The 12,686-nt window shown below is 36.0% G+C and carries 9 protein-coding genes; 2 read left to right on the plus strand and 7 right to left on the minus strand.

Going from position 1 to position 12,686, the window contains the following annotated elements:
* Nucleotides 1-10: 10 nt before the first annotated feature.
* The 4 genes from LAB100_RS05995 to LAB100_RS06010 form a co-directional block, all read right to left on the minus strand.
* Nucleotides 11-1,786, minus strand: a complete 1,776-nt coding sequence (locus tag LAB100_RS05995; RefSeq protein ID WP_119325448.1) for an FAD-dependent oxidoreductase — start codon at nt 1,784-1,786, stop codon at nt 11-13.
* A gap of 56 nt (nt 1,787-1,842) precedes the next feature.
* Nucleotides 1,843-3,342 carry a glycerol kinase GlpK gene (glpK, locus tag LAB100_RS06000; RefSeq protein WP_119325447.1) on the minus strand — a complete coding sequence of 500 codons (1,500 nt, stop codon included), beginning with the start codon at nt 3,340-3,342 and terminating at the stop codon, nt 1,843-1,845.
* 133 nt (nt 3,343-3,475) lie between these two features.
* The gene (locus LAB100_RS06005; protein ID WP_119325446.1) at nt 3,476-4,411 is read right to left on the minus strand and encodes a nitronate monooxygenase; all 936 of its coding nucleotides are present in this window, start codon (nt 4,409-4,411) and stop codon (nt 3,476-3,478) included.
* Between the two features lie 692 nt (nt 4,412-5,103).
* Entirely contained in the window at nt 5,104-5,883 is a 780-nt protein-coding gene (locus LAB100_RS06010) for an alpha/beta fold hydrolase (protein ID WP_119325445.1), read from the minus strand.
* A gap of 163 nt (nt 5,884-6,046) precedes the next feature.
* On the opposite strand from LAB100_RS06010, the gene LAB100_RS06015 reads away from it, so the two are divergent.
* Nucleotides 6,047-6,949 carry a LysR family transcriptional regulator gene (locus LAB100_RS06015; protein WP_119325444.1) on the plus strand — a complete coding sequence of 301 codons (903 nt, stop codon included), beginning with the start codon at nt 6,047-6,049 and terminating at the stop codon, nt 6,947-6,949.
* 105 nt (nt 6,950-7,054) lie between these two features.
* Here LAB100_RS06015 and LAB100_RS06020 read toward each other — a convergent pair whose 3' ends face one another.
* The 3 genes from LAB100_RS06020 to LAB100_RS06030 form a co-directional block, all read right to left on the minus strand.
* Complete coding sequence (locus LAB100_RS06020; protein ID WP_119325443.1) at nt 7,055-8,650, minus strand: acyl CoA:acetate/3-ketoacid CoA transferase; 1,596 nt, start codon at nt 8,648-8,650, stop codon at nt 7,055-7,057.
* 86 nt (nt 8,651-8,736) lie between these two features.
* On the minus strand, nt 8,737-9,948 hold the full coding sequence (gene fabV, locus LAB100_RS06025) for an enoyl-ACP reductase FabV (protein WP_119325442.1): 1,212 nt from the start codon (nt 9,946-9,948) through the stop codon (nt 8,737-8,739).
* Between the two features lie 691 nt (nt 9,949-10,639).
* Entirely contained in the window at nt 10,640-11,392 is a 753-nt protein-coding gene (locus tag LAB100_RS06030) for an MIP/aquaporin family protein (RefSeq protein WP_119325441.1), read from the minus strand.
* A gap of 374 nt (nt 11,393-11,766) precedes the next feature.
* Here LAB100_RS06030 and LAB100_RS06035 point away from each other — a divergent pair, with 374 nt between their 5' ends.
* Nucleotides 11,767-12,573 (plus strand): enoyl-CoA hydratase-related protein, encoded by an 807-nt coding sequence (locus LAB100_RS06035; RefSeq protein ID WP_246001274.1) that lies wholly within the window; start codon nt 11,767-11,769, stop codon nt 12,571-12,573.
* Nucleotides 12,574-12,686: the final 113 nt, after the last annotated feature.

The raw sequence follows: 12,686 nt of genomic DNA on the forward strand, positions 1-12,686 counted from the left end.
AATCAGTTTATTATGCTTTAACGGATTCATTTTCTTTCAAATAATCCAATTCAGCTTCACTGATTAATTCGTTTGTCTTTTCTGTATAATCCTTGATTTGATCATCTGTCCAATCGTAGTATTTAGCCATTTCACTAATTACACCATCTTTAATGCTCTTAATTTCGTCATGGTTAAATAGTAAGTTATTTGTACGACGGAAGAGATAATCTTCTGGTGTTAGAGTCATTTCATTTTCCATTGAATAGTGCAAACTCAAAGTTTCTGCCAAACTCAATCCAGCAATTGGTTTAACATCCTTAGCTTCAGCAATGACTTCTTCAGTATTTGAACCAAAGATATTTGCCATCTTCTCGGCTCCGACTGGATCTACACCTGCGGCAACAGCCTCTTGAGCATACTTTTTGAGTTCTTCTTCAGCGTGATTTGAATCAAAGTCACCACCGGAAACTTTGATATTAGCTGAATCAACTGGCTTATAATCACGAGCATATTGTGTATTCATAATTTCAATAATCATCTTCATAGCACCATCAGCCATCTTACGATAGTCAGTCAACTTACCACCGGCTAAGGTAATCAAACCATCATCAGCACGTTTCAATGAGCTACCTCTAGATACTTGAGAAGCAGTCAACTTATGACTACCAGAATCACTAGCACCAGAAACTACATCTGGCTTTTCTTCTTTTTTATCATCTACCGGAGCAGGTTCTTCGGCAACAAGAGGTCTTACACCAGCCCAACTTGATTCAACATCATCAAGTGTAATATGAGCTTCTGGATACTTCTTGTTGATGATCTTTAATAAGTAGTCAACATCGCCTTGTTCTACCTTAGGATGTGTTAAATCACCCTTAAAGTCAGTATCAGTTGTACCGAAGTATGTCTTACCATCTCTTGGAATTGTAAAGATCATACGACCATCATTAGTACCTGATCCAAAGTATGTTGGCTTTGGTACATTCAATCTAGATTGATCAACGACTAAATGAACACCCTTAGTTGGACGCATTTGAGTCTTAGCTTGATCATGCTTGTCATCCAAATCTTTAACAAAGTCTGACCATGGACCTGAAGCATTAAGAACGATCTTGGCTTTAACATCAAACTCTTCACCACTGATCATATCTTTAACAGTTACACCGCATGCATTGCCAAATTGATTATGAATAACCTTGACTGCCTTCATTCGGCTGACCATAAGTCCTCCGAGTTCATGAGCCTTCTTAATATTTTCAATAACCAAACGAGAATCATTATTCAAGTAATCTAGATAAATTCCACCACCTGCAAGATTTTCAGGATTTAGTTGTGGTTCTAGTTTCAATACTTGTTCTTTATTCAAAGTGTAATTAGCATACTTCTTCAAATGTTCTGATTCGTTGATTCCTGCCAAACGATCATATAGATCCATGGCAACTTTTACAGAAAACATTGAGAATGTCGTTCCAGGTTCATCATAAATTGGTAGCAACATTGGATCTGGTCTAGTTACGTGTGGTGCAACATGTTGAATAACTGCACGTTCTTGGACCGTATCAGAAACAACCTCAACATCAAAGCTCTTGAGATATCTGATCCCACCATGAACTAGTCGTGTTGATCTTGATGAAGTACCAGCTCCAAAGTCTTGCATATCAATCAAAGCTGTTCTCATACCAGCAGCGCTAGCTTGTAGAGCAACACCTGCTCCGGTAATACCACCACCAATGATTAGTAAATCAAGTCTTCTAGTTTTTAATTTTTTTATTTCTTCTGCTCTACTTTTAATTGAAAATGTCATAGTTCGTCCCTCGTTACTACGCAAAAGATAATCAATTTGATCATCTGCAATGCATTTTAATTTTTAAAACTTTGTGCTGATTTAATAGCACTTTGCCAACCTGTGTATAGATGTTCACGTTCATCTGCACCCATTGCTGGTTTGAAAATTTTACCTGTTGCATGAATATTCTTTAAATCATCAATACTCTTCCAATACCCGACACTTAATCCAGCTAAGAACGCTGCACCTAAGGCAGTTGTTTCTAGGTTAGCTGAACGATCAATTTCAGTGTTGAGAATATCAGCTTGGAATTGCATTAGATAATCGTTGTTGGCTGCACCACCATCAACTTTTAATTTTGCTATATCAATTCCAGAATCAAGCTTCATTGTGTCAATAACATCACGACTTTGATAAGCCAATGATTGAAGTGTGGCCTTAATAAAGTCTTCTCTAGTAGTTCCACGTGTTAATCCAAAAACTGAACCTCTCACGTCTGAGTCCCAATATGGGGCACCTAAACCAGTAAATGCTGGTACAACGTAGACTTCATTTTCGTTATTAGACTTCTCAGCTGCAGCTTGTGACTCTGAGGCATGTTCAAATAGTCTCATTCCATCACGTAGCCATTGAATAGCTGATCCAGCAACGTAAATACTTCCTTCTAGAGCATAATGCATCTTGCCATCAATACAATATCCAATCGTTGTTAAAAGATTGTTAGCAGATAATTTTGGAGTATCACCGGTATTCATAACAACGAAAGCACCTGTACCATATGTGTTCTTAACCATTCCCGGTTCAAAAGCTAATTGACCAAATAATGAAGCTTGTTGGTCACCAGCCATACCAGAAATTGGAACTTCGCTACCATAGAAGTGATATGTTGCTGTACGTCCATAAATTTCAGAATTAGATTTTACTTCTGGGAGCATAATCTTAGGAATATTCAACATCTTTAAAATATCGTCATCCCAGTCCAAATCGTTAATGTTGAACAACATCGTACGACTGGCATTTGAATAATCAGTTACATGTTGTTTGCCACCCGTAAGCTTCCAAACTAACCATGTATCAATTGTTCCAAATAGTAATTCTCCCTTTTCGGCTCTCTCTTGAGCACCTGGAACTTGATCTAAGATCCAACGAATCTTAGTAGCTGAGAAATAAGCATCAACGATCAATCCAGTTTTTTCATGAATTTGATCCTTATAGCCTTTCTCAATCAATTGATTAGCAATCTTTGAACTCTGACGTGATTGCCAAACAACTGCGTTATAAATAGGTAACCCTGTTGTTTTATCCCATATAATGGTTGTTTCACGTTGATTAGTAATACCAATCCCACTAATTTGACTAGGTTTAACACCTGATTCAATAAATGCATCGGCTATTGTTGATAGAACACTGTTCCAAATCTCATTAGCATCATGTTCTACCCAACCTGGTTCTGGAAAATATTGTGTGAATTCTTTTTGTGAATCAATCACTTTATTTCCCTCATGGTCAAAAATTACTGCCCTTGTACTTGTCGTACCTTCGTCGATTGATAAGATATATTTTTTCTCTGTCATTTTAACCTCTCCATATAGGATTTATGAAAGAGGTGTGACTAGCTTAGTAGTCCCACAATTGCCACCATCCCTGACGACAAATACTAAGTTAACTTTTATTAACTCCTAACATAAATCTAAATCTTACTTTCTTTTAAGCTAATTCAATTTTTTTGTTAAGAACTTCTTGTGCTTCATCCATTAATTTCTTGACGATTTCTCCAGCTGGTAATGATTCTTTGATTAGGCCTGAAACTTGTCCACTAAATACCAAGCCATCTTCAACGTCATCTTTTTGAACGGCGTTTCTCAAGCCTTCATTCATAACTGAATTGAATTCATCACGTGATACTTGATCTAATTCAAGTTCTGTCAATTTGTTAGCAATGTTGTTCTTGATAATACGTGAAGCATCTTTGATTGTGGCACCAGCAACAACTGTTGATGTATCAGTAGCATCAATAACTAATTTTCTCCAGTTATCTCCAACAGGACTTTCTTTAGCAATTGAGAAGATTGTTCCACATTGAACACCCTTAGCACCAGCAACAAAGGCATTTACAACACCACGTCCATCACCAATACCACCAGCAGCGATAAGTGGAATTGAAACTGCATCAGCAATTTGTGGCCAGAGAGTTTGTGAAGTCAAGACACCAATGTGACCTCCACCTTCCATACCTTCGGCAATAACGGCATCAGCACCCATTTCTTCCATCTTCTTAGCGATTTTAACGTTAGGAATAACAGGACATACCTTAATTCCAGCGGCTTTCAAATCTTTCATATATGGCTTTGGTGTACCAGCACCAGTTGTGACAACTTTAACGCCTTCATCGATAACGACCTTAACAACTTCTGGTGTGTTAGGATCCATCAACATCAAGTTAACGGCGAATGTATTATTAGTTAATTTCTTAGCCTTTTGAATTTCTGCTCTTACTTGTTCAGGTGTTTTACCACCAGCAGCGATAATACCAAGGCCCCCACCATTTGATACGGCAGCTGCTAGATCAGCAGTAGCAACTTCTTGCATAGCTCCTTGTACAACTGGGTATTTGATTCCTAAAAGTTTACATACTTCATTCATTTTTAACATCCTCCAATAGAAAATTAAGTGATAACCAAATCCATAAATGAAATTCATAGTTTTAAAATCAATTTTCATTTTCCTAGGCTAAATATTGAAAATTGATTTTCGTTTGCAATAATTTTTATTATGCAAACGATTACTTGTGAAAACCATTTCTTTAATCTCTCGAGCGCTCCTACAATTTATAATACAAGCGATTATTCTAATTGCAAATTACGTTCAAATTTTTACTATTTATTAAATTATCAAAAATGCTGATTTAACAGCTTTTTGTAAATTCAGCAATTGTAAGCGTTTACCTGATTTTTGTGGCAATTGTTGATAAATTATAGCCACTACCGCTTTTATATCAACGTTTTTACGTAGTATAACTAGCTATTATGGTTATTATGATAAACAGTAAAGCATTTTTTTGCTTGAATTCATCAAATTAGCTTTATTGTTGATATATGTCATTTTAAGATATTTATTTTTGGATATTACGATAACATTTGCATAATTTAAAGTTATAGTATCTATATACGTTCTTTATTGCTCTGGTTTTTATCAAAAATTAAGCATTACAATTTTTAGTTATTGTATTCAAATAATAGACTTATTTTATTATAAATATCAAACTACATTTTAACCAGAAAAATCGTATAATTTAAGTATAGTAGTTTGTATCTATTTAAAACAATTTTCATTAATTATTTTTCTAAGAAATCCAGCATGATCGTATTAAACAATTCCTGTTGTTCGGACATTATTATGTGTCCTGAATCTGGAACGACGATTGCTGTACCATTTTTACAAAGTTTTGCTGAAGCAATCGCATGGTCAGGTGACCAAAAAGGACTTTCTTTTCCAGAAAGAAACAGAACCGGTACCTTTATGTCCTTGATGACATCTCGCCAATCTTGAAAAGCATGATCAAATAACAATGGACGATTCAAGACGTAGTCAAACTTTCTACCATCTTGAACTGACTTAACCAACTTATAAGTTTCATCATCAATATTTCGATAAGTCGTATGAACTTGGTACATTTTTTCAGCTTCATTAGGAAAATTATCCCAGTTAAGATTCAATAAACCATATGGCCAATTTGCATCAGATATCATCTTTGGTGATTGATCGACACTAATTATTTTATCGATCCTCTTATCACCATAGAGTGAACAATATGCCCAGATTGTTGCAGCACCCATAGAATTACCCATCATACTGATCTTATTTATTTTCAAATAATCTAATAATTCAGCAACATCTTTTCCTTGGCGACTCATGCGTAATCCTTTAGTAGTTGTCTCAGACCGTCCATGATTTCTTCGGTCTAAATTAATGACTCGATAATGTTGACTTAAAACTTCAACTTGGGAACGCCAAATTTCTTTATATCCAGCATATCCCGTCATAATAAGGATTGGTTCACCTTGTCCAACGTCATCGTATTCTAATCGCACACCATCACTTGTAATAAATTGCATTTCGCATACCTCATACTTTCTTTGAATTACTAATTCATCTAAATAATTAAATATGAAACCACTACTATAATTTTTTGTTATATTGTAAGTTTTATTGCTATGATTGTAAGCGGTTACACGTATAGACCAATTATAGCTATAACTTTAAAGGGGGAACTACATTATGGATATTCACCAAATCCAGTATTTGTTAACAATAGTTGACAATGACTTTAATCTCACTAAGAGTGCTCGTGTTTTAAATGTCTCACAGCCAGCACTGAGTAAACTTATTAGTGAATTAGAAAATGTTGAACAGATTCAGATTTTCACTCGTGGCAAAGGTCGCATCACAGGCCTAACTCCAACCGGTGAAGATTTGATTAAACATGGTCGAACAATTAGTAAGGACTATGATAACTTACTTAAAAGTCTTCACGAAAGGGCTGATATAAAACGCGGTACGGTCAAAATTGGAATTGCTCCAGTTATTATTTCAACTGTATTTAATCGTGCAATACCGAAGTTCATTCAAGAAAATCCCCAAATTGATTTACAAATAGTTGAGAAAGGTGCTTATGAATTACAGAAAAAGCTCATTTTACAAGAAATTGATCTTGCCGTTCTGGTTTCGCCTGCTACCTACCCTTCTATAAAAGAAAAAACTATTTATGACGGTTCCGTATCGGTTTGGTTCAACAAAAATCATCGTTTCCACGATTTTAAAGGTCCTATTCCTTTTGAAGAAGTTGCTAAAGAAAAACTAGTAACTTTAGATGATAGTTTCATGGTTACTTTCCAAACTAACCAAAAATTTTCTCAAAAAGATCTCAGCCCTAATTACTTCTTTAAAACTAGTTCGTGGGATCTTATTTTAAACATCTGTTCAGAACTAGATGATACTGTTGGAATTATTGCCTCACCAATTGGTCAAAATTATTCCGGAACTAATATTGAACATCGTGACTTCGACCCAACTTTTCCATGGAGAATCAGTATGTGCAGTCTTAAAGATGTTTATCAAAATGCTGCTGTTAAATATACTCAAGACTGGTTCGTCAATTACTTTAAAAATAAAAATGAATAGCCTTTAAAATAAAAATGTCTAATTCACCTAGGTGGATTAGACATTTTTTATTAGGCAGAAATAACCATATGATCGTTTTTGTTATTTATATTTGCCAAGTTTATCCTATACAGTTTGTGCCACTTTTTCACCGGGATGGTTGTCAACGCTACCCATTAATGGTTCTTCAAAAATACGTGCATCCATGTAACGTAAGTCATCACTAATTTCTGGCTTAAAGTCCATGTGATCCAAGATATCCTTTTGTAGATCCATACCTGGAGCAATTTCGATCAACTCAATACCACCGTCAACCAACTGGAAGACAGCACGTTCTGTAATATAGTAAACATTTTGTTTATTATCATGTGAAACTGGACCAGAGAATGTGATCTGTTCAACATTATTTACTAATTTATTGAATTTACCTTCTTGAATAATATGTAATTTGCCATCTTTAACTTCTTCTTTTAGGCCACCGGCTGTAAATGTTCCAGTAAAGACAACGGTTGGAGTATTTTGAGTAATATTAACAAATCCGCCAGTACCAGCAATCTTTGGACCAAATTTAGAAACATTGATATTTCCAAGTTTGTCCAATTCAGCAAGGCCTAGGAAAGTAATATCAATCCCACCACCATCATAGAAGTCAAACATATATGGTTGATCAATAGTTGATTCTGGTGAAATGGCACAACCAAAGTCACCACCACCCATAGGAACACCGCCAAAGGTTCCGGGTTCAACTGTTGTAGTAATATTTTCAGCAGCTCCTTCTTCTTTCAAAATCAAAGAAACAGTTTCTGGATATTTACCAATACCATAGTTAACAATATTATCGTTTTCATTCTTGTACATTGCAGCACGTCTAGCGATAACCTTCTTAGCATCAAGAGGCACGTTGATAGCACCAGCTGCTTTAACAACAGCTTGGTTAACATAGTCAGGGTTAAATTGTGTATCAGTACTTTGTTGTGTCATAGTAACATCTGAAGTTTCTACAACATAGTCGACCAATAATCCTGGAATTCTAATATCCTTAGGTTTCATTGAACCTTTCTTCAAGATTCTCTTAACTTGAACAAAGACTTTACCACCATTATTATGTGCAGCCATAGCAATAGAAGTTGATTCCAAAGTTAAAGGTTCATCATCAAAAGTGATATTACCATCTTCGTCAGCATAAGTACCACGCAAGATAGCTACGTTTGGCTTTGGTACTTCATATGCTAAGTAATCTTCACCATGGATCTTCATCTTAGAAACTAAATCGTCTTTTTTAGCTGCAGCATTTAATTTACCGCCCTCAATGTCTGGATCGACGAATGTTCCAAGGCCAACTCGACTAATTTGAACAGGCTTATGAGCAGCTGAATCACGGAAAATCTGTGACATGACACCTTGAGGGAAGTTATATGCCTCAAAGTCGTTATTTTCTACTAATGGTTCAAGTTTTGGTGCTAAAGCCCAATGTCCACCAACTAATCTTCTTAATAATCCCTTAGTGGCAAAATTGTTAGTACCTCTGTCTTTACCATCGCCAATACCTGATGCATGCCATACTTCTAGGTCCTTTGGATGACCTTCTTTATCAAATCTCTTACGAATATTTTCGAGGATCTCTTCAGCAACATCTGAACCTAAGAATCCTTCCAAAGCAATGGTTGCATTATCAGGAATAAGCTCTGCAGCCTTTTCACTGTTAATAAATTGTACAGTCATTAAAAACACCCCATCCTTTTCTAACTCATCGATCACAACTACCTACTGCTTTGAAAGTTATAGGTAAGATGCTATTCGAAAAAATATTATGGTCTCAATTTCATTAATTCATCTAAATCTACAGTATCAATGTCAGCTCCTGGAACTTCAAAACCATTAAGTTGCATGAATTCTCTTCTAAATTCAGCATAGCCTGTTAAAGAACTATTAAAGTTTTCAGGTGTGATCTTTGTCATCAATTCAGAAACTTTTTCTTGGATATCTTCACGTTGTTCCCATGCATCTGGACGCAAACGACCTCTGTCATCTACTTCACGATTATTTCCATAAACCATGTCACGGAAAAGTCGATCCTTGTGCATAATTGGTGTCTCATGTGTTCCTGTTTCTTCTTCAATCTTATAAAGTGCAATACAATACATTGGGAAAATAGGAATAACAACAGATGCCTTAGTAGTAACGGCACGAGATACAGAAATTAGAGCTTCACCATTAATATCCTTGATTTTGTCTTGAATCTTATGTGATGACTCTTCGGCAGCGTCTTTAGCGGCTCCCAAAGTTCCTTCATGGTAAAAATCATATGTACTCTTTGGTCCAATATATGAATAGAGGATTGTCTTGAAACCATCAGCTAAAACTCCGGCTTGTTTCAATTCATCAACCCAGATCTCCCAATCTTCTCCACCCATAACGTGTTTTGTTGCTTCCACTTCATCGTTTGTGGCTGATTCGACAGTTTGTTCAAATAGTTTATTTTCTTCTAGGTTAATATTTTCACCAGTTACAGATTTCCCAACACTTTTGATTACTGAACGCCAAGTTTCATCCGGATTCTTAGGATTGGTACGTTTAGGTGCAGCGACTGAATATACTAGAAGATCAATCTTTCCACCAAAACTATCTTTGATATATTGGATAACTTGGTCCTTCATATCTTGTGCAAAAGCATCCCCAATAAAGTTCTTGCCAATCAATCCTGCCTTTTCAGCTTCTTGACGGAAGTAAATATTGTTATACCAACCGGCAGTTCCGAGCATCTTTTCATCACGAGGTGGTCGTTCGAAGGAAACTCCGATTGTGTCAGCTCCTTGACCAAAAGCTGCTGTAATTCTACTAGCAAGTCCATAACTAGATGACCCCCCAATAATCAAAGCCTTCTTGGCACCCTCATAGTGACCTTTACCTTGTACATAGGCGATTTGATTAAGTATTTCTTGACGACAACCCTCTGGATTAACTGAACGAGCAACGTTTCCTTTAAGCTTTCCAGTGATTTTTACCATTGTATCTGACATATTCAACTCCACCTTTGTAAATAAATTAATGTAATGAATGAAGTCAATTATTATCTTTTAACATTTGATTGAAAGTACTCGCTGGCGTTTAGAGTTTTCAAATGTTTTTTGATAACTTAAAATAATTCCGCTCATTTTGATTGAAAACCTCGATAGCTAAATCACATTGTGACATCTATAACTATCTTCAATTGCTAATGTAAGCCTTTACAATAATTCAAACCAATATTACTTGTTTATCCACTATATAACGTTCAGTTATAATCCTGTCATACCAGTAGTCACAGCTTAATAAGCTAAAAATAGACAACAAGATATTGCATGTTATAAAATATTGCTATTTTAATGATCATTTTGATTCTATATTTTGAACACTTCAAAAAAACAAAAAAATAACACCGTGACCGTTTTTGGTCATTGTGTTATTTTTTGTTATTTGAAACGAACTATACAGAGGCAACCCATTCCGGTTAAGTCAACTTTACGTGTCGCTCGCTTCGCGAGCAACGCGTAAAGTAGTCTTAATCCTCGTGGGCTGACCGCCTCTGTTCCGCTCTCTGATCTTGAAACGAGCTGCACAAACCAATTTCTTCCGCTTAGCTACGCATTGTAAATCATTCGTAAAATACACGAATAATTCACAACGCTAAGTAATGCTCGGAAATTCCTAGGCTTGTTTCGCTCTCTCATCTTATAATCCAAAGAACATCTTATAGATAAAGATACCTATAACTGCACCAGTAATTGGTGCTACTACTGGAACCCAACTATAATTCCAGTTTGAAGATCCCTTATTTGGCACTGGCACAATAGCATGTACAATTCTTGGCCCTAGATCACGTGCTGGATTCAATGCTGGGCCAGTTGGGCCACCGACTGACATAACTAATGTTGTAATTACTAAACCAACACCGATATTAGCAATATCAATACTTTGCTTGAAGAACATTCCACGATACAATCCCATTGCTGCGAAGGTCAAAACTGCTGTACCAATAGCTTCAGTCCAAAAACCATTCATAGTACTACCTGCTGTATCACCGGTTGAGAAAGTAGCAAAGATTGCTCCCTCGTCTTTGGAACGTTTATAGTATGGCCAATAAATAACTAGGACTAATAATTGACCTACCATCGCACCTAAAAATTGAAAAATAATATATGGAGCTACTTTAGCCCATGGAAAAATTCCTGCTGCCGCTTGAGCAATTGTAATAGCTGGGTTCAAATGATTACCTGAAATTGAACCAAACATCATGGCTGGAATCATAACACCCAGACCGTATCCAACGGCAATGAAGATCCAACCACCGTTGGCCTGTCCGTTTTCTCCATTACCAGTTGTATCTTTTAGAAATGAATTGGCAACCGCACCATTTCCGAATAATACCAGAATCAAAGTTCCAAAGAACTCAGCTGCAAAGCGAGCATCCCACGTTCCACTCATTTAAAACACCCCCAAAGTTTTTACTAAGTCAAAATTTAGATCATTTGTTTAATTATTTAGCGTGCAATTAACTTAGCAAACTGAACTATAACGGAGAAAATCTTTGGCGTAAATATTGATATTTATTCATACTCTCAATAACTTTATGTTATGAATGGCTCGATTTACCAAAGTGACAGCGTTTACATTTATATAAAAAGGCATTTTTTCACAAACTTTTGTTCAATAAAAATTTTTATCAAAAAATGAAATGCTTTAATTTCGGCATTTAGGTTTCTAACTTTTTCATTCAAAATTTGCATTTTTCAAATTTAACTTTAGTATGAATCTCGAAAGTACTTGCTGGTAACTACTTTTGAAGGGATGTTACTAACATGACAGAATTAACAGGTATGAAAAATTTCGAAAATGTACTACTAGGGGTTAAAGATGGTATTGCTACTTTAACAATTAACCGTCCAAAATCACTAAACGCTTTGAACTCAGCTACATTAACAGATATCGGTGATGCACTTGATGTTGTTAAGAATAATGAAGATGCCATTAAAGTATTGATCGTTACAGGTTCAGGTGAAAAGGCATTCGTTGCTGGCGCAGATATTTCTCAAATGAGAGATATGAATCCTATTGAAGCCGCTGAACTTTCAAAACTAGCTCATAATTCATTTGGCAAGATTGAAAACTTGAAACAATTTACAATTGCTGCTGTTAATGGATACTGTTTAGGTGGTGGACTTGAATTAGCTTCATCATGTGACATGCGTATTGTTTCTAATAAAGCCAAGTTTGGTCAACCCGAAGTAACACTTGGAATTGTGCCTGGATTTGGTGGTACACAACGTCTAACACGTCTTGTTGGTCGTGGTAAAGCCAAGGAAATGATTGCTACTGGTACAATGATTGATGCTGACGAAGCTTACCGTGTAGGCGTTGCTGATGAAATTGCTGCACCTGAGGAATTGATCAGCAAAGCTACAGAAATTGCTAAGACAATCATGAAGAATGGTTTGATTGCCGTTGGTATGGCCAAGTACGTTATCGACCGTGCCGCTGATTTACCATTGGATACAGCTATCGACTTCGAAACACAAATGTGGGCACAAACATTTGCTACTGAAGATCAAACTGAAGGTATGACAGCATTCTTAGAGAAACGTCATGCTAAATTCACTGGTAAATAAAATAAATTTGCCCTCCATAATGCTGACGAGAACTTTAAGTTCTCGTCTTTTTTTGTCTACTATAAATATAAATAAAAAAAACTCTATCGATCTAGTCGCAGATCAGTAGAGTG

This window comes from Companilactobacillus musae (assembly GCF_003967595.1).
Taxonomy (GTDB): domain Bacteria; phylum Bacillota; class Bacilli; order Lactobacillales; family Lactobacillaceae; genus Companilactobacillus; species Companilactobacillus musae.

Bases quoted from the DNA above. Each gene is read 5' to 3' on its own strand.
- LAB100_RS06005 (WP_119325446.1), bottom strand. From the start codon at position 4,411: ATGAATGAAGTATGTAAACTTTTAGGAATCAAATACCCAGTTGTACAA.
- glpK (WP_119325447.1), bottom strand. From the start codon at position 3,342: ATGACAGAGAAAAAATATATCTTATCAATCGACGAAGGTACGACAAGT.
- LAB100_RS06035 (WP_246001274.1), top strand. From the start codon at position 11,767: ATGACAGAATTAACAGGTATGAAAAATTTCGAAAATGTACTACTAGGG.
- LAB100_RS06010 (WP_119325445.1), bottom strand. From the start codon at position 5,883: ATGCAATTTATTACAAGTGATGGTGTGCGATTAGAATACGATGACGTT.
- LAB100_RS06030 (WP_119325441.1), bottom strand. From the start codon at position 11,392: ATGAGTGGAACGTGGGATGCTCGCTTTGCAGCTGAGTTCTTTGGAACT.
- LAB100_RS06015 (WP_119325444.1), top strand. From the start codon at position 6,047: ATGGATATTCACCAAATCCAGTATTTGTTAACAATAGTTGACAATGAC.
- LAB100_RS05995 (WP_119325448.1), bottom strand. From the start codon at position 1,786: ATGACATTTTCAATTAAAAGTAGAGCAGAAGAAATAAAAAAATTAAAA.
- LAB100_RS06020 (WP_119325443.1), bottom strand. From the start codon at position 8,650: ATGACTGTACAATTTATTAACAGTGAAAAGGCTGCAGAGCTTATTCCT.
- fabV (WP_119325442.1), bottom strand. From the start codon at position 9,948: ATGTCAGATACAATGGTAAAAATCACTGGAAAGCTTAAAGGAAACGTT.